Below are 19,202 nucleotides of genomic sequence, written 5' to 3'. Positions count from 1 at the left end.
ATAACGTATTCAACTATTTTAATTGATGCTTAAATTTTAACAGGAGGATTAAGGCTTAGTTAACTATAGAATTGAAACGCTCTGATTCGTAAGATTTAATTGGTATAATTCATGGAATGAGGAGTCTTGAGAACCTCCTCATTTGACAATCCGTAGAGCCCCGCTGCACTTAAACTGTACAATAGCGAATTATTGTTGTACAGTTTTCAATCGATTACCAAAATTGATGTTTTACCTCTACTGATTTATTACACACCATGGCATTTATTCATTTCTAATCATTGAATAATTGTTAATTTAGTTTCCGAATCCAGATTAAATGACAAGGCCTAATATTAATTCCTAAACAAGAAATAAAACCTTATGGCAAAGAAACAAGCGGAAATTGCAACAGGAGCTGCAGATTCCTTCCAAATGACTGAAATCATGGAGGCAAACCCTCATTTCACCCGGCGTCAAATGCTCGGGATAACGGGTATGGCAGGTTTAACGGCTCTGACTGGCCTCTCAAATACTACTTTTGGAAAAACAGCCCAGGCAAGGCCGCGCATCGCCGTTCTGGCCAGCTATTGGGCCTACACGAGATCGCATGCCGACTGGATCGTAAATAAACTGATTGATGGTTATTGGTGGGATGGCGCCTATACTCCGTCGAGGGTAGATGTTGTATCAATTTATATGCACCAGCATGACGAAAGCTTACTGGGTCAGAAAGTTGCCAAAGCGAAAGGAATACCGGTCTTTAAAACAGTAGCAGAAGCCCTGACACTTGGAGGCAAAGAACTTGCAGTAGATGGGGTTGTCATCGTTGCAGAACATGGGGAATATGCAACCGACCTCAGGGGACACTGGCTCCTGCCGCGCTGGTGGATCTACCAACAGGTTGTGCGGGTTTTTGAACAAAGCAAACGCTCGGTGCCGGTCTTTAATGACAAGCACCTCTCCTACAATTGGGATGAGGCAAAGTGGATGTTTGACAAATCCCGCGAGCTGAACTTTCCTTTAACAGGAGGTTCCTCAATACCGGTCTATTACCGCAAACCTGAGATCGAAATCGATATCGATACTCCTATAAAGAATTCAATCGTGATTGGAGGTGCGGGAGATGAAGGTGGCATTTTCCATGCTATTGATGTGCTTCAGTGCTTTGTTGAGCGCCGAAAGGGCGGTGAATCGGGTGTAAAGTCAATACAATCTATTCGCGGGCCAGAAGCCTGGAAATGGGTTGAACAAAATCCATGGGCCGGCAAATTGCTTGATGCTGTTGCAAAAAGATTTGAATTTAAGTCAGGTTTTTTCCAGGAAAGCCCACAAACAAATATATGTGTCATCGACTATAATGACGGAACAAAAGCGGCCGTAATTGGTGGAAGGGGTGTGGGCTGGACTTATGCAGGTGAAATCGCAGGAAAAAATGATCCGACGATCATCTCCATGCTGGGCTGGGCCGGACCATACGACCAATATCATGCTTCTAACGCTCAACCGCATTGGATCACAGAGATGATGGTCACTAAAAAGGAACCCTTCAATGCCGAGCGACTCTTATTGTCGACCGGTATTACAAACTTCTATATGGAATCAAACTGGGAAGGCAGCAAGTACTCTCCAGTCGGACGCCGACTCGAAACAACGGCACTGAACATTAAATACCGCTCTACCAGAGGTGCACAGTTCAGCAAAGGGGAAAGACCGCCGGCAAGGCCGTATATTCGGGGGTTTGATCAGTAGTAGATTGAGGTAAGAGGTCTGAAGTCTGAGTTAGGCAGCTTCAGATTTCCGGCTTCGGACATCTGACTTCAGACATCAGACTTCAGAATTCCGACATCAGAATTCCGACATCAGACTTCCGACATCAGACTTCCGACCTCCTACACATGGAGCCGGAACCAATACGGACACAAGAAGCAAAGAGTAAAGACACAAAATGAAATTAAAACTATGGAGGCAGATTCATTCCCAATTAATGAAATTATAGAGTCAAACCCAATTTTTAGCAGACGTGAAATGCTGGGAATAGGTGGTATCGCAGGTTTAGCCGCTTTATCGGGCATATCGAGTGATGCTATTGGACAGAGTCAGGAGAAAAAACCCCGGATTGCCGTTTTGGCAACGTTTTGGGGAGCTACAAGATCACATGCCGATTGGCTGGTAAACAAGCTGATCGACGGTTATTGGTGGCAGGGTGCTTATCATCCTTCCCGTATTGAAGTTGTATCGTTATACCTGCACCAGCATGATACAAGCCTGCTCGGACAGAAAGTCGCAAAAGCAAAAGGTTTTCCGGTCTTTAAATCGGTAGCTGAAGCTTTGACCCTTGGGGGTAAGGAACTTGCTGTGGATGGCGTGGTGATTGTTGGAGAACATGGCAATTATACCACCGATCTCAGGGGACGATGGATGCTGCCACGCTGGTGGTTATACAATCAGGTTATCAGCGTTTTCGAGCAAAGCAAACGCTCGGTGCCGGTCTTTAACGATAAGCATTTCTCCTACAACTGGGATGATGCGAAGTGGATGTTTGACAAATCACGTGAGTTGGGCTTTCCATTGACCGGGGGCTCCCTGCTTCCTGTCTACTATAGAAAACCCGAGATAGAACTGGAAAACGACACCCCAATAAAGCACTCGATCGTGGTTGGAGCTGCACCGGATGAGGGAGCTATTTTTCATTGCATAGAATTGCTTCATGCATTTGTTGAGAGGCGAAAGGGCGGTGAGACAGGCGTGAAGTCGATTCAATCCATTCGCGGACCTGAATCATGGAAGTGGGTGGAACGCAACAGCTGGGCAGCTAATCTACTGGAAGCGGTAGCCAAAAGACTGGAATTAAACCCGGAGAGCTATCGGGCAAATCCAAGAACCAATATTTGTGTAATTGAATACAATGATGGAACGATGGCAGCGATCATTGGTGTTCCCTTATCCGGATGGACTTACGCCGGCGAGATTGAAGGCAGGGAAGAACCAGCAATCGTTTCTTTACTCGGGTTCCCCGGACCATTCGACCAGTATCATGCCTCAAACGCCCAACCGCATTGGATCGTTGAGATGATGCTTACCAAAAAAGAACCATTTAATGCAGAGCGCTTACTTTTAACTACTGGAATTACAAACCATTATATGGAATCAAACTGGGAAGGCAGCAAGTTCAATCCGGTCGGACGCCGTATTGAAACCCCTTTCCTGAATATGACTTATCGTACCACAAGGGGTGCGCAATTTAATAAAGGTGAACGCCCACCGGCAAGGCCGTATATTAGGGGATTTGACCAATAAGAGACAGGAGGTCTGTGGTAAGAGGTCTGAAGTAGGAAACTTCCGACATCAGTCTTCCGACATCAGACCCCAGACCTCCGTCTTCAGACCTCAAATTTAAAATTAACAGCCTTTGTTTTGATAACAGGCAACAGACAACTGAATACATGAAAAGAAGAGACCTGATAAAGACATTAACACTACTTCCATTAGCTGGAAGTTTTCCAATAGATTCGATTTTTGCCACTCCGGTATCAGGAAATAATACGCCTTTGAATCTGCCATCTGCGATGCAGAATAAACCTATGCCTGATCTGCATCGCAAAGCATTTGTAATGGACGGGCATACACATGTGATGACCCGGGAGCTGTTGATGGGCACGGATATCGGGCAGCGATATACCGATGGGACTGTCGATCTCCCAAGAGCAAGGGAAGGTGGTGTGGATGCGATGTTCTTTTCAGTATATACTCCAGAGCACTATTATCCGGGAAGGTTTGAGACAAAAAACACTTTCCGGGTGGTAAATCTGGCATTAGACCAGATTAAAAAGAATCATTCGCAGATCGAACTGGCACTTAATGCTTCTGATATTCAGCGCATTAACAGAAAGGGTAAAATGGCGGCTTTTCTTGACCTGGAAGGTCCCTGGGATATGGATGGGGATATAAACCTGCTCCGTGCCTTGCATCGCTTAGGATTAAGATCAATACAACTTCCTGCACATAATACGACCAATGCTTTTATCGATACCTGTAATGATGTCAGTCGCTGGGGTGGTATTAACGATCTGGGTAGAAGGATCATACGGGAAATGAATGATCTTGGGATGGTGATCAACATCGCCCATGCCTCGAATGATGCCATTCTGCAATCGGTTCAGGAAAGCAGACATCCTTTAACCTACAGTCACGGTGGATTTTACGGAATCGTTCCACATCCTCGCTGTATTACCGATGAAGCCGCAAAAGCGCTTGCAGCAAAAGGCGGAGTGATTGGTATTCACTTTGGCAGCCTTTTTAACAATCCTGTTTACTGGAAATGGCAGCAAGGGCAGAAAAAATCGAACGAGACAAAGCCGGGCACTGTACAGGCCGCACCCTTAAAGACCATTGAGGAAGTAGATAAGGAAGTACTTAAGGAGGTTCCATTGAGTTTCAGAGGAACCATTCCTGAGGAGTACTGGATGCATGTTGATCAGTTGGCAAAAGTGATCGACTATGGTGTACAATTAGTTGGCGAAGACCACATGGCTCTGGGATCTGATCTGGATGGCGGACCAGAACTACCTCGCGAAATCAAAGATATCAGTGATTATCCCCAGATGACCATGGCGATGCAGAGGCTGGGATATAGTGATACCAGGATAAAAAAGATTCTGGGCTTGAACTGGCTGAGGGTGATTAGGGAGGTGACGGGAACCCGATAGCTATCGGGTTAGCAAATGAGTAAATTAGCAAATGAGCAAATTAGCAAATGGAAAAATCTGCTAATTTGTCGATTTGTAAATGTTAGGAAATAATCAGATTCCGGTCTCCGAACCGGAATCTCCTTTTTCTTAAAAATCGATTTGTCATCCTGGCGAAAGCCAGGACCTTCTGCTTGTAATACCAATTGTCATTATTCAAAAAGGATTATGTTTATGTTAGCGACTTTATAAAATATGGTTAACCAGGAGCAAAAAATTAAAAAACTCATCAAGCTTAATGATGAGCTGGAAAACTATTTCAGAAATACCATTATTCCGCAATTATTCGTAGACCGCGACTTGATTTTAAGGAAGTTTACTCCTCCGGCTATGAAGCAGTTTTCATTAAAAATTGGTGACGTAGGAAAAAATATCGATGATATTAAAGATAATTTTCGCTTCCCTTCAATAGTTGAAAATATTGAACAGGTTATAGGCAGTAATGAGATCCTTGAAAAAGAAATCCAAACAACAGATTTGCGCTGGTATCAAATGAACATTATACCCTATGTTATCAAAAATAAAAAGACTGATGGGGTTATTATAACGTTTGTAGAAATAACAGCACGCATAAAAGATCTCTTTGATCAGGAGCGGCAGATTGCTGCTCATGAAAGCTTGCTCGACACAATATCTCACGATATTAAAGGACCACTTACCAGTTTGTTATTGACTATCAATCAACTTAAAAAAGTTTCAACAGATAAGTCTAAAGCATTTTTACTGTACTTCCGGATTTTAGAAAGTTCCATTAAAAAAATGCAGGCAATTATCCTTGAGATGACTGATGCAGGCGAATTGAAAGGTAAATACAAGGTGGAGGAAGAGCTTTTAGATTTCGAAAATATCCTTGAAGACGTGCGTATTACCCTTGCAGGAACTATCATTGAGTCAGGCGCGAAAATTACCAGCAATATTGAAGTATCCCAGATATTGTATTCACGAAGAAAACTAAGAAGCATAGTTTATAATATGGTTAACAATGCCATTAAGTTCCATTCGCCTAACAAAAGCCCTGAAATATTGATAAGCACTAAAAGGGAAAAAAAGTATATCGTAATCAGTATCAAGGATAATGGTATTGGCATTGATAAAGCAAAACATAAGGAGGTTTTTTCAAAATTTAGACGTGTAGGAAATACAGTTGAAGGTACTGGTATCGGCTTGTACTTAGTTAATGAAATTGTGAGCAATTCGGGAGGCAAAATCCTGTTGAAAAGTTCTTTAGGTAAAGGGGCTGAGTTTAGGATTTATCTGCCTGTGTAAATTAGCAAATGAGCAAATTAGCAAATGAGCAAATTAGTAAATGAGCAAATTAGTAAATCACTATTGTCCGGTTAAAATAAAATTTCAGATAAAATAGACATTTACATCCTACAAAGTATGTCTTTTTTGTCCAATACAAAGCAAGCCCCCATTTCAGTATAATATTAATTTTATACTTTAACTGACTTAAAACCTGCAGTATTTTTACCTATACTGACAGGACTGTTCATAAGCTTTGGCCTAAGCACAAAATCTCCGTTAACGTTTTTTTCCGCCTCAGCTGGTACGGTAGGCAAAGGCCAAGCCTAAGCACTAACTTTAATCGCATCAGGTGCAGCGGCGGCATTTATTCGTTTTTGTCTATTATTTTTTAAGGTACTCATGTTCTCGTCGTACCTCCTCGGCATGTTTCTTTTCTGCCCGTCCGAACGGGTTCATCCGGGCGGGCTGCAGGAAAAGAGAATAATTATAGGACATAAATAAGTTCGCTATTTCCACAATTTCAATTTTTCCCGGACACTACTGATTAGTAAATAAGCAAATTAAAGCTCGTACAATTTTACTTCCCTGTTGTATTGATTATCTGATAAATATCATTCCTCCTATCCTGTAAGTTTCTCACTGCTCCAAAACTATGAAGCTCTTTTAGCAGATCCACGTCTACATCCGCGATCAGCGTCATCTCTGCATTTGGAGTAGCCTCAGCTTTTATTCCATTACTTGGGAAAGAAAAATCGGAGGGGGTAAAAACAGCTGATTGGGCATATTGGATATCCATGTTATGTACTTTAGGCAGATTGCCTACACTTCCAGCAATGGCAACATAACATTCATTCTCGATAGCACGTGCCTGTGCGCAGCTCCGTACCCGGGTGTATCCATTTTGTGTATCAGTCATAAATGGAACAAATAAGATCTGCACGCCCTGATCGGCTAACAAACGGGGAAGTTCCGGAAACTCAACATCATAGCAAATCAGAACTCCGATTTTACCGCAGTCGGTATCATATGCAGTCAGCGTATCGCCTCCTGCCATACCCCATGCACTCTTTTCGGCCGGGGTGAGGTGTATCTTTTGGTACATCTCATACGAACCATCCCGGCGGCAAAGAAATCCTACATTCTTCAATACACCATCCTGCAGGTAAGGCATGCTGCCGGTAATAATATTAATGTTATAGCTGATGGCGTATTCCATAAACTTGTCGCGCAAGGGAATGGTACTCTTAGCTATCTCCCTCATGGCTTCTGCCCCGCTTAAATGATTATAGGCGGTCATCAAAGGCGCATTAAACAGCTCCGGGAACATGATAAAGTCACTCTGGTAATCGCTCACCACATCCACAAAAAACTCGATCTGTTCGCACAAAGATTCGAGATTCGGGAAAGGCCTCATCTGCCATTGTACAAGGCCTAAGCGGACAACTGATTTTTTGGTGTTGATATGAACTGCCTCTTCCTGATAATAAATATTATTCCATTCGAGTAAGGAGGCGTATTCGAGTGATTCAGTATCTCCGGGCAAATAACCTTTTAAGATTTTCAGGACGTGAAAATCATTGGCGAGCTGAAAGGACAAGGTGGGGTCATGTATTTCTTTGCCCTTAACTTTTTCCAAGTATTCTTTAGGATTTAGCGTACCGGCGTAATTTTTATAATTAGGAATTCGTCCGCCAGCAATAATGGCCCGTAGATTATGACGTTCGCAGAGTTCTTTTCGTGCGTCGTAAAGTCTTCTACCTATACGCATACCCCGGAAATCCGGTTGCACAAAAAAGTCGATTCCATAAAGCACATTACCTTTGGGATTATGGGTAGAAAAAGTATGGTTTCCGGTAATTTGGGTGTAAGTATGATTATCCCCAAACTGATCATAGTCTACTATTAAAGAAAGGGCACAACCCGCTATTGTACCGTTTACCAGGATACAGATCTGGCCTTCAGGAAATAGTTCAACAAGTTTATTAATATGTGATTCGCCCCAGAAAGACGCTCCCTCCCATTCTGAATACGCTTCGATCATAGAGGTTTTTAAGCCAAGGTAATCATCCTTAGTGAGGGTTCGTAACTCGATCTTTAGGTCTTCGTTTTTTATTTCTTTGTCCATTTTATTAACATTAATTATGCCCTGATTATGATGGGCAGGCTGGGTACCTTTTTAACAAAAAAGCATCCGCCTAAGGCGGATGCTTCACAATAAATTTATAACAGTTATTAAGCTATTCTTACATTCACTGCATTTGGACCTTTACGGCCTTCTTCCATGTCGAAGGTAACATTATTGCTTTCGCTAATGTTGTCAATCAGACCTGAAACATGAACAAATACTTCTGCTCCACCATCGCTAGGCGTGATAAATCCAAAACCTTTAGTTTCATTAAAAAATTTTACTGTTCCTTGTTGCATTATATTATTATTTGATAAGGTATAAAGGTATGGAAAAAAAATGAGATATTTTTAAGCAAATGGGTTTAGGCTCACGGACTTAGAAGGAAAGTTAAAATACTCCTTACTTCGGATTTCCGGATCTATCAGGAATTCTTTAAAACCCCGGCCCTTTTTCAATCTTAAATTCGTGTTCGTAAATTGCTTGTAAGGACACGTACCTGTTTTTCAAGCAAGCCAAAGATTAATCCTCCCAATATGAACAGAGAGGCCAAAACCTTCCATGATTGTATTTCTTCACCCAAATATATTGCCGAACTCATGAATCCTACCACAGGAACCAAAAGCGTAAAGGGTACAACCACTGAGGTAGAATAGGACTTCATCAGAAAACCCCATGCACCATATCCTATATGGGTGGAGAAGTAAACAATATAACACACAGAGGCAATCGCAGGCCACGACATGTTTTGCAGAGAACTCTGAATGACAAGCGGCCCTTCAAAAAAGTATGAGACAAGAACCATCACCGGGAAGGCTGCCAGATTGCCCCAGACTACCAGTGCAAGCGGCGATTCGGAATGGATCTTCTTGGTGAACATATTCCCTGCAGCCCATGAAAAGGCAGCAAGCAACATCAGTATCAGACCTATAAAGGTGCTTCCACCATTAACATGGTATCCCACAATCCCAATACCGATGAATGATATCAGGGAACCCGCAATTTTAAAAATGCTTGGCCGGTCCTGAAAAAATAAGAAAGCAAGACCCATTGAAAAGAATACCTGAATCTGGAGAACGAGCGAAGCAAGTCCCGGAGATATCCCAAGATGGATTCCTGTAAAAATGAACCCGAACTGCAGGGCAAAATTAAAAAGACCATAATATACAATCAACTTCCATGAACCTTTCGGCCTTGGCATGAAAAACACCCAAGGCAATGCTGAGAGACCAAACCTAAGCGCACTTAACAGAAATGGGGGAAAACTCTTTAGTCCGATATAAACCGCAACGAAATTGACACCCCAAATCAGCACGATGGTAAATACCAGAAGAAGATGTTTTGGAGGCAAATTTATGGTGTTCATTATTCTACTAAAATATAAGCATGATGAGTCTCCTTATTAAATCATCCGTATTCTGATCCGAAACCTGTTTCCTTTACCAATAGACTGACTAGATTACTCATATACCATAAAGCAGTCCGGTACTTTTTAAGTCTGTAAGATTCGAGTGGGGCAGGCCTCTTTACAAGGAGCGACAAATGTAGCCATCTTTACGAATCTGTATTGAAATTTTTGAAATAATCTACCGAATGGTTCTATTGATCAGGTGTGGGGTATCAGGTGTCAGGTATCAGCTTTGAGCTTTGGGCTTTGGGCTTTGGGCTTTGGACTGCAAAGAAAGGGCATTCCAGAGCTAATTCAATTTGGGCAAAGAAAAACAAACTGTAGTCCCCTTACCTAATGTACTTTCAATCCATAATTCGCCACGATGATTTGTAATCAGCTCTTTTGAAAAAATCAATCCGAGTCCACTGCCTTTTTCGTTGGCGGTACCGCGCATTGTCGTTCGCCTGTTCATATCGAAAAGTGATCTCAATGCATCATCGCTCATGCCAACACCTTCGTCCCTGACTAAAAAAGTCAATTTATCCTCAGCTTCGGTTGCAGAGAAAATAATAGTTTGGTTACTATGACTAAATTTAACAGCATTGGCTGTTAGATTTCTTATAACGAATGAAATCTGCTCCAAATCGGCTATAATGCCGGTTGCCGGCGAGATATTGTTTCTAAAAACTATGTTTTTCTTCAGAGCCGCCTGATTGAAAAATAGTTTTATTTTTTCAACCACCTGATGGAGATCTATCTGTTCAGGTTTAATCTTACTTTCAGAATTATCAGCATAGTAATTTTGTGTTGCCCATGCTAAAATATTATCCAGCGTTTCCAGCGAAAGGTCTACGCTTTTCTGCAAATCAGCAGTTAAGCTTTTCTTTTCGTTTTCTGTCAATTCATTGTTCGCCATAAGTTCCAATATCCCTTTTGCATCTACAAAGGGGGTACGCATATCATGCCCAATGACAGTAAGCATCCTGTTCTTAAACATGATCGAATTCTCCAGGGCTATTTTTTGGTCCTGTATAATTTTTTCGGATCGTTTAGCATTATTAAAGACTACGATATAAATAAAAGAAATGGCGATTAAGGGAATTACGGTGTTTATAAGATAAAATACAGGTGCCGCTTTGGGTAAGGGAAAGTAGGGAAGATAAAATTGCTGATGTAAATTAATAAATCCAGCAACTACAAGTATGATAAGCATACTAATTATTTTATACCTGGTACTTTTACCGAAAATTGCCAAACAGATGAGGGCAATGATCAAATAATTTTGATTGCCAAGATTGGTTCCAAATGCTAAACATGAATAAATAATCCAGATGGTTGTGCTTATCGGCAAAAAATACCGTACAAGATTTCTAGCTTTAAAATAGCAAAGTACCAACGAAAAAGTCATAATTCCCGCGAGTGCAATCAGGGATATGGCATAAGGTACCGAGTCTCTTCCAAAAAATGCACTGATAAGCGCCAGAACACCGCTAGCGGCACTAATAGTACTCATTATTTTAACAAAGGAATTATCCGCAAATCCGGCTTCGTCTTTCCTTAAAAAATAATCGTTTGACATCTGGCTAAAATTTTTCCGAATATAATACTTAAAAAAATAAAGCAGGAAAGGAAGAATATGATCTCGGCTATAAGTTCCATGATTTTGAGTAATAAGTTTTAAGTAACGGCGGCATTACGCCGCCGCTTTGAATTAAACCAGCAGTTTTTCCAGCAGGGTTTTATTGCCGGGAAGATCAGTGGCTGTGAAAATGATCCGGCTTCCCGGAAGCTCAGTGTTTACCGCAGTTACGGTATAGACCCAGTCGAGTTGATTATCCGCCTGTACGGCAGCGCCTTGCTCAAGCGTAGATCCGTCAGGCTTTTTAATCTCTACCCCAACGGATTCCACACGGAAGTCATCAATCACGCTGACTGCGATCTCATCGCCGATAGTGCCTGTGTAGCTTGCCAGATCCATGTTCTCGTAAAACTCAGGGGATTTTTGATAATCGGTAAAAGCCACGTTGAAGGCCGATTGCCCGATCTTTGCCTCCAGCTGATATTCTGCTTTCAGTACAGGATCGTTCATCACACCTGAAGCATAGGCCGAGGCCCGTGTGAACCTTGCCCTATTTTCGAGGGAAATTGCCTTCACAGGCTTGCTTGTTGGTCGTGGCCTGTTTGCCACGATGGTTTTATTCGCCTTTTGACGAAAAACCAGAAGATCACCCACCAGCCCGCTCAGGCCGTGGGTAATTACATTGAATTTTGATTTTGCCATTGTTTTAAAATTTAAAATTTGAATAATGAGCGCCCTTTTTGTACCGGTATGTGGTGCTTAGGTCAAACATAGAGCAGGATTTGTTGGGTACATTATTCTGACCGCATTTGAACAGATCTGACTGCATTTGACCGTTTGCATCCCAATAAGTTGGTGGCAGGGATAAAAGAATGGATGGTTTTTTGGGGGAATTACGGAGGTTAAGGCAGGGTTAAGGCAGGGCTAAGGCAGGGTTAAGTCTGTACCTTAATACGACCCTTTCAGGCAAGGGATATTGAGCTAAAAATGATGATCTATTTTCTTTTCAGTATCTTCTTAACAACAAATATCAAATATTAAATATTGTTTCGTACGCCTCTTGCCGGCGGAGGGGGCACTTACTTTTCCCTGCAGCTGGAAAAGTAAGCAAAAGAGCCGCGCCTTCCTGATATTTGTTGTAAATCCACGCTTTATCCTGTGGGTGCAATCCAAGCCGTGTGTAAGTCAATGCAAGAGATGAATGAATCTGCAACACTTCTCCGGATTGCTTAAAGGTTGTGATGGGATGAATGGACACTACAAAGGATAAAACGCGCCTTTCCTGCCAAATCTCAGGATGGCGATCTCTGCAACCTGCAATGACAGAAAATCTATGAAAGTTTGTTACCCATCGTACCTACCGTAAATCCGGGGTCATTAATGATTAAGCTTGCTGACTAAAATTGTTCGCTTGTTCGTTTGCTCCCCCGGCCTTAGGCCGGTATCTCTCGTTAAGGTCCGATAGGTACGTTTCTTAAGCCCACGCAGTAAATCTCCGTTCACCTTTTTTTCCGCCTTGGCTGGTGCGGGAGAGACAAACCAGGCCAAATCACTGACTTCCGAAGCATCAGGCGCAGCGGTGGGGTTTTTGCCTACTTTTTGACCTACAGCAAAAAGTAGGTGCCATTCCCGCGGCATGAGCGGGACAAATGTCGATTTATTGATCAATAATCAATGATTAAAATAAACCATCTATAAACATGCGACTACCAGGGTCATGGCAATATATTAAACATAACAGCTAATAAAGATAGGGTTACAAGGTAGCATCAGAGGGTGATAAAATCATGGTGAGTGATAAATATTGCAGCTTTGCCATAGTCTATTAGTAGTAGAAATACCTTGCAGCTCAATAGAACAGATAGCTACTATTTCATGAAGCGATGCCTGATTTTTAATATATCCTGCTTTAAGTAATAGTAGCGGCGGCCAAAACAAAAGGGTTTGAGGGTGCCATCCTTGCGGCGGCGGCGCAGGGTACTGGTACTTATTTTGAGTTTAATTTTCAGATCTGAATCATCCCACCAGTCAGATATATCTTCATCAGGTAATAAGGGGAGTTCCACATGGGAAATCGTTTCAGCAGCCGGAATTCCTGACTCATATTTGTCAAGAAGGAGCTGGAGCTTTAAGAGAAGCTCGCGGATTTCGGATAGGTTAATCTTGTCGGCCACCTTTGTTAGTTTAACAAAACAAAGTTGAGGCTAGATTCTGCGAATGAAGAAGAAAGCCTGCCCGATTTATGCGCATCGCAAAAGCAGAGCAAGCCCAATGCCATTTCGTGTTTTATTTGTCGCAGCCAGTCCTTATATTTACTATAGCTCTCAGTTTGTTAAATATTCAGCCGTCTACCAATGGAGAAATTTAACCTCGCAAATGCGCTCCTGCATTACCGTATGCTTGAGGGGCTGACCCAAAAACAAATGGGAGAGAAATTAAACATGTCGCGTTCGGCATACGACAGGCTGGAGAAGGGCGTAAGAATACCAGGCTATGACGAGGTAGTAAGGCTTATCAGAATACTTGAACTCCGGATTGATGAAGATGAAACCATCCCCACTACGAGAAATCCCCTGCCAGAATCGATAGTTAATCTAAAACATGACCTTCTTTACAATACCATCGGCTTGTACGATGCGCTTAGCCGAGTAAAAGCATTTGCGAAAAATATCAACTGCAGAAATTTATTAGAATGGTCACATAGCGAACTGGTAGGTTACCTTGAAAATCCCGGTTTTGCCGACTACCGTATCTACCCGCATGAATACTTAGTGAATTTTGAAAGCGGAAATGAAAAATTCATAGAATTTCCGGTACCTTTCGAATTGCTGGATCCGGAAGATGAAAAAGGCCGACTGATTTTTCTATGTGAACCGGTATCCGGCTTTTACGAGAATTTTCTACTCAACGATGGATCTGCATCCGACCCGGCTAACCATATGAGTCCTTTAATTCGCAACTTTCTCAGAGAAGCTTTTGACCCGGATATAAGAATAATTGGTGTAAGCCGAAAAAAAACGGGTAGAACGATCAGAAAAGTCATCCTTTCGGTATACGAGATTATGCTCAATTTTATATTAAACCTGGAACGACGGTTCGGGCCCTCGCCCAGCCTTGAAGGTCTCCGATTATATTCAGAAGAAATCGACCTGATATTTTCTGAAGCCTTGGCGCGAACGGGTAAGGCAGCGCATCTCGACCTACAGATTAAATTCGTTCCCTATGACCGTGAGAATAATTCGGATATACTGATGGACTTTTTATATGAACATGTCTCCGACGAGCATTTTGACGAGATCTGGGATTTACTGGAAGAAGAAGGAAAAAAAGGAAAGATACCAGAATCATTTGGTTACCGGATTACAAATATGATCAAACGGATGGCTGAGATCTATCCCAAACTCGGCCCTGAGGGCAGCAGGCTTAAGGATGCTATCAGGGGATATTTGGGTTTTGATAAGAGGGGATGAGGAGATTCCAGCGGAAATCGGTTGTGACCTAAAGAGCCTAAACCGAATTATGTAAGTAGCTATGAATAAACGACTTATAAAGAAAATTAGTCTTCAGTTACTCAATTAAGTAATAACTATTTTTTGACTATTTATATGTACCGACTTTTAACTTTTCAGGTATATGTTTTTATCTAATTCCATTTTGTCTCCATTATTCTGTAAATCCTTGTTTTAGCTGCTGCAGCAATAGCACGTTGTCTTCTACAGTGTTTGTACCGACCCCTTATTAGTTGGACAATATTTGTGAATTAGTTGTGTAATATTCGTTCGAAGTTAGCTGAATTTGTTCAATCATATATTCAGTTTGCTCGTTATTTTTGGTTTCATTTAGTGGCGCTTTTGGTTGCTCACTGAACTGCCTCTGTTTCGCTTCGGTGATATGAATGTTTTGCTCCCATTTTTCTTTTGGGATCATTCCGATCATGCGGTGATTTCTGCGGTTGTCATACCAGGATCTGTGCGCTGCCAGGATATGCTTTGCATGGTAAAAGCTATCGAACTCGTAGCGGTCCACTACCTCTCGCTGAACGATGCTGTGAAAGGCCTCGATGTAGGAGTTTTCTTCCGGTGTAGCTACATGAGTGAACTCCTGATTAGCTTCTGCGGCTCGTAGATACTGCTTGACACTATTGGCGATAAACTGTGATCCGTTATCATTCCTGATGGTGACTCCTTTGATACCGTATAGCTGCTGTATTCTTCTGAAAGCGTTAATTACATCCATCTGGCGAATACTTTTCTGGAAGATCTGATCTACCGTTCTGCGGGAGAATACATCCAGTATGGTTAGCAGATAGTAATTGCGCCTATCAGCATGTACATAGATGTATTTAATGTCCAGACAAAGGTATTCCATCGGATAGGTCGCAGCGATCTTACGATGCTGAACAAACCTGCGTTTACCACTAGTCCTGAGAAATAAAATCTTAAGTAAAGTCCTAAATAAGTATTTAACACGAGGTACGTTGGACAGCTTGATGAAAAAATATAGTAAACCAACCAACGGGCGTAAATAGCTTATTTAATACGGCCCAGACAATTCCCGGGTTAGTCAAATGAGTCAGCTAATGAGTCAAATGAAACCCAAATATTCCTAAATTAACAGAATTATAAACCCGGCTGCTTCAATGAAGTTTTTGAAAATCCCCGTACAAAATTGGTTAAAAAACTAGCTTAGAATACTCAAAAAGGCATAAAATAACAAAACCCCAGATCACTCTGAGGTTTCAATTTTTGTGCGCCCACCTGGGCTCGAACCAGGGACCAAAAGATTATGAGTCTTCTACTCTAACCAACTGAGCTATGGGCGCTCATATCCCGCAAGTGCGGGAATGATTTGAGGTTGCAATTTTACGGAAATGCTTTGGGATTCTAAAATAGAATTTAGGAAATATTGGATTTTGATCACTATTCGTAATATATAAGGGATTTTATCAGTAGAATTCTGGATACAGAAATGAAATTTACTGCGATTACTGTTGCCTTAACCATCATCAATTTTAACTGTAAACATCCTTATTATTTCAATTAGCGAGACAAAATTGAGACAAATTGAGACAATATGAAATTAAAATAAGCTCTAATGAGAGCTTAAATCAACGAAGCTTTATATCAATTACTATCGAAGGAAAGAGGTACAAAGAATACACTGGAAATCGAATAAACCTGAACATAGGTTTACCTTTCTAATAAGAATTGCCCTCAGGTGCATTAGGGATTTGAACACAAAATTTACTGCCCTTCCCTAATTCACTTTCCACCCAGATAGAGCCCCCATTCTTTTCAATAAAATCTTTGCAAAGAAGTAGACCAAGACCTGTACCCTGCTCATTATCAGTACCCCGGGTAGTAAAGGTCTCTTGTTCAAATAATTTTTTCTGATCGGATTCAGAAATTCCAACTCCGGTATCTGTAACACAAAGAATTGTATTATTTCCCTCAGTTCTGGTTGATAGCCTAATACTTCCGCCACGCTTTGAGAATTTCACAGCATTCGATATGAGATTTCTGACAAGCAACTGAATCATGTCCTTATCCGCATATACCTTTGAACTCAATTGAATCTTGTTTTCAATTAAGATATCTTTCTCCTGAATTGTGTTCTCAAAAAGATGAAGTATATTAACGCTTACTTCTTTCAAATTAAAATAAACAGGTTTTACCACCTCTCCCTGGAGCTGACTTTTTGACCAGAATAAAAGATTCTCAAGTAAGCCAGTGGTATACCCTATGTTCCTTGATAATTGGGGAACAAATGATTTGAACTCTTCCTCCGTGATCATGCCCTCATTAAGCATTTTGATAATGTCATTTAAATTAATCAGCGGGCCCCTCAGATCATGTGCAATAATCGAGAAAAGCCGGTCTTTCAGCTTGTTCATGCCTAAAAGCTGCTCAGATTGCAAGCGTACCTTATTTTCAATTGCTACTCGTTCTGTAATATCCCTGATCAAAATGATCAATCCACTGTATGCATTCTGATTCTCAAACAAGGGAGTAAGACTGGCTTCCAGAAAAAGCTCTGAGTTCATTAGTTTAAATTGTAATTGTCCTGCTCTCCGGGCCTTAATCAATCCAAAGAGCTCAGTTTGCTCTGGAAGGATTAAATCGAGTCTTTTACCAATGACCTTTTTCTCTTCTAAGGAGAGAATTTTTCTGATTTCCTGATTCAAATCAACCACCCGGTCCTGATTATCTGTGACGATCAAACCTTCATTCATTGCTTCAATTACTTTCTCACGTGCAATTGGGATGATATCCAATAATCTGAAGCGAACAAGGCCGATACTAAGAAACAGCATCGTAATAATAAATGCAAAAGGCGTACTATCAATATGTCCCATTGGCCGGAAACCAAACAAGTAGAGTACATTTGCAACCCATGGAATGAAAACTGCAATGAGGATGGTTAGATTCTGCTTTCGAAAAACCTGATCAGATTTCCTGTATTTGTTAACAAGCAAAATTACTCCCCAAACTAAAAGTGTATAGAAATAAATAGTATGAACAAAGTACCATGGCCCGGTTTCAAGACTTAATAAAGGAAAAGGTCCAGAATTATCAATGCTTACACTTTTATAATGGAGAAGGTGATGCTTATTAGTCCACACCATTAGTAGCGTGATTAAAGGCAGCAGCATGAAAGCATAAAAATATCTTGGGTTCAGCCACTTATCTTTGCCGGTAAACTTTAAAAGAAACAACAACCAGAATGCCGGAATGAATGCTATTCCAAGATATTCTATATTGATCCAGAATAACATCTGCTCAAGACTGGTACTTGAAAGTTCTAATCCATAACTTAGTGCCCAGATTGCAATGCCTAACATCATAAATCCAAACCAGCGGACAACTATCTCATATCTGCGAAATATCCTGACACACATATAGAGTGTGATGAGGCCACAGATAATCAGAATAATTGAATAAATGTTTGGAACAAATGTCATTTAGCAGATCAGATCGGGCAAGAAAAAAACATAAAAAAACCTTCGCTTTAAAAGGTTAAAATTATAATATACTTCACTAAATATATGAATAAGATTAGAAATATAATTTTCGATTATGGTAATGTAATTTTCACAATAGACTTCAATAAGGCGCAACACAGTTTCACCGAGCTAGGAGTTAAAAACATAGAACATTTCTTCTCTCACAAAGGTCATGATTCACTGTTTGATCAGTTTGAACAAGGTTATATATCCTCTTCAGAATTCAGAGATGGCATACGTAAAGTTACCGGGATCCAAAGTTTGAACGACGATGAAATTGATAAGGCATGGAATTCTTTGCTGATTGGGGTGCCTGAGCCAAATCATGATCTTCTGTTGAAAGTAAAAGAAAAGTACAGAACCTTCCTGCTCAGCAATAATAATGAGATCCATTATAACTGGATCATGGATTACCTGCAGAGAGAACATCAGTTAGAATCTAACGCAATTTTCTTTGAAAAGGATTATTATTCACATTTAATGAAAATGCGGAAACCCAATCGGGAGATCTTTGAATTCGTATTGCGTGAAAACAATCTCAATCCTGATGAAACCCTTTTTATAGACGACAGTCCGCAACACTTGAAAACAGCTGATATGCTGGGACTGAACACCCACCTGCTCACAGCAGATGAGACATTGGAAAGCTATTTGTATGATTCCGGAATATTAAGCAAATAAAGGTTTTGATCCAGGAACCAAGAGCCAAGACAGATTGCGGTTAATTGGAGATTATCGTCATTTGTATTGATACTTTATTTGATCAAGGAACAAAGAGTAAGGAGCAAAGGCAGATTGGAGTCAACTTAAGATTAGCATCTTTAGTCTTGGTTCTTGATACTTGATACTTGGTTCTATTTCTTTGATCAAGGAACCAAGAACCAGGAGCCAAGACAGATTGGAGATGATTTGAAATCAGCATTTTTTGTCTTGATTCAAATTGTCAACTGTCAATTGTCAACCACTAGTGTCCGGGGAAATTGAAATCATAAGATTAAAAATCAAATCTCATAATTTTCTCTCTACTTTTCCTGCAGCAGAAAAGTAGCAAAATGCCGCCGCTGCACCTGATGCTATTAAAGTTAATGCTTTGGCTTGGCCTATGCTGCCCGCACCAGCTGAGGCGGAAA

General features: G+C 41.1%; 15 protein-coding genes and 1 tRNA gene. 6 read left to right on the top strand and 10 right to left on the bottom strand.

Annotated features, from left to right (window positions below; translation table 11 throughout):
• Positions 1-363: 363 nt before the first annotated feature.
• The 4 genes from Q8S11_RS03400 (at position 364) to Q8S11_RS03385 (ending at position 5,993) form a co-directional block, all read left to right on the top strand.
• Positions 364-1,731: a hypothetical protein gene (locus tag Q8S11_RS03400; RefSeq protein WP_305660681.1), complete on the top strand. Its 1,368-nt coding sequence runs from the start codon at positions 364-366 to the stop codon at positions 1,729-1,731.
• A 210-nt stretch (positions 1,732-1,941) separates the two neighbouring features.
• Complete coding sequence (locus Q8S11_RS03395) at positions 1,942-3,279, top strand: hypothetical protein (protein WP_305660680.1); 1,338 nt, start codon at positions 1,942-1,944, stop codon at positions 3,277-3,279.
• Between the two features lie 146 nt (positions 3,280-3,425).
• Positions 3,426-4,688, top strand: coding sequence for a dipeptidase (locus tag Q8S11_RS03390; RefSeq protein ID WP_305660679.1), 1,263 nt, complete (start codon positions 3,426-3,428; stop codon positions 4,686-4,688).
• A gap of 234 nt (positions 4,689-4,922) precedes the next feature.
• Positions 4,923-5,993: an ATP-binding protein gene (locus tag Q8S11_RS03385; RefSeq protein WP_305660678.1), complete on the top strand. Its 1,071-nt coding sequence runs from the start codon at positions 4,923-4,925 to the stop codon at positions 5,991-5,993.
• A gap of 559 nt (positions 5,994-6,552) precedes the next feature.
• On the opposite strand, the gene Q8S11_RS03380 is transcribed toward Q8S11_RS03385, so the two are convergent.
• From Q8S11_RS03380 to Q8S11_RS03350, 7 genes are all read right to left on the bottom strand, one after another.
• Positions 6,553-8,100, bottom strand: a complete 1,548-nt coding sequence (locus Q8S11_RS03380; protein ID WP_305660677.1) for a carbon-nitrogen hydrolase family protein — start codon at positions 8,098-8,100, stop codon at positions 6,553-6,555.
• A 107-nt stretch (positions 8,101-8,207) separates the two neighbouring features.
• On the bottom strand, positions 8,208-8,399 hold the full coding sequence (locus tag Q8S11_RS03375; RefSeq protein ID WP_305660676.1) for a cold-shock protein: 192 nt from the start codon (positions 8,397-8,399) through the stop codon (positions 8,208-8,210).
• Positions 8,400-8,560: 161 nt separating this feature from the next.
• Positions 8,561-9,466, bottom strand: a complete 906-nt coding sequence (locus tag Q8S11_RS03370; RefSeq protein WP_305660675.1) for an EamA family transporter — start codon at positions 9,464-9,466, stop codon at positions 8,561-8,563.
• Between the two features lie 331 nt (positions 9,467-9,797).
• Entirely contained in the window at positions 9,798-11,069 is a 1,272-nt protein-coding gene (locus tag Q8S11_RS03365; RefSeq protein WP_305660674.1) for a sensor histidine kinase KdpD, read from the bottom strand.
• Between the two features lie 132 nt (positions 11,070-11,201).
• On the bottom strand, positions 11,202-11,678 hold the full coding sequence (locus Q8S11_RS03360) for a hypothetical protein (RefSeq protein ID WP_305660673.1): 477 nt from the start codon (positions 11,676-11,678) through the stop codon (positions 11,202-11,204).
• Positions 11,679-12,446: 768 nt separating this feature from the next.
• A complete protein-coding gene (locus tag Q8S11_RS03355; RefSeq protein WP_305660672.1) occupies positions 12,447-12,737 on the bottom strand; it encodes a hypothetical protein in 291 nt (96 codons plus the stop codon).
• Between the two features lie 200 nt (positions 12,738-12,937).
• Positions 12,938-13,243 (bottom strand): hypothetical protein, encoded by a 306-nt coding sequence (locus Q8S11_RS03350; RefSeq protein ID WP_305660671.1) that lies wholly within the window; start codon positions 13,241-13,243, stop codon positions 12,938-12,940.
• Positions 13,244-13,423: 180 nt separating this feature from the next.
• Here Q8S11_RS03350 and Q8S11_RS03345 point away from each other — a divergent pair, with 180 nt between their 5' ends.
• Positions 13,424-14,539 carry a helix-turn-helix domain-containing protein gene (locus tag Q8S11_RS03345; RefSeq protein WP_305660670.1) on the top strand — a complete coding sequence of 372 codons (1,116 nt, stop codon included), beginning with the start codon at positions 13,424-13,426 and terminating at the stop codon, positions 14,537-14,539.
• 268 nt (positions 14,540-14,807) lie between these two features.
• On the opposite strand, the gene Q8S11_RS03340 is transcribed toward Q8S11_RS03345, so the two are convergent.
• From Q8S11_RS03340 to Q8S11_RS03330, 3 genes are all read right to left on the bottom strand, one after another.
• Positions 14,808-15,437 (bottom strand): DDE-type integrase/transposase/recombinase, encoded by a 630-nt coding sequence (locus Q8S11_RS03340; RefSeq protein ID WP_305660669.1) that lies wholly within the window; start codon positions 15,435-15,437, stop codon positions 14,808-14,810.
• 380 nt (positions 15,438-15,817) lie between these two features.
• Positions 15,818-15,891, bottom strand: a tRNA-Ile gene (locus tag Q8S11_RS03335).
• A 375-nt stretch (positions 15,892-16,266) separates the two neighbouring features.
• A complete protein-coding gene (locus Q8S11_RS03330) occupies positions 16,267-18,030 on the bottom strand; it encodes a histidine kinase N-terminal 7TM domain-containing protein (RefSeq protein ID WP_305660668.1) in 1,764 nt (587 codons plus the stop codon).
• 84 nt (positions 18,031-18,114) lie between these two features.
• On the opposite strand from Q8S11_RS03330, the gene Q8S11_RS03325 reads away from it, so the two are divergent.
• On the top strand, positions 18,115-18,753 hold the full coding sequence (locus tag Q8S11_RS03325; protein ID WP_305660667.1) for an HAD family phosphatase: 639 nt from the start codon (positions 18,115-18,117) through the stop codon (positions 18,751-18,753).
• The last annotated feature ends 449 nt before the right edge of the window (positions 18,754-19,202 follow it).

This window comes from Daejeonella sp. (assembly GCF_030695525.1).
Lineage (GTDB): Bacteria > Bacteroidota > Bacteroidia > Sphingobacteriales > Sphingobacteriaceae > Daejeonella.
Note: the sequence above shows the minus strand (reverse complement) of the source record. Positions and strands in the feature narration are given on the sequence as shown.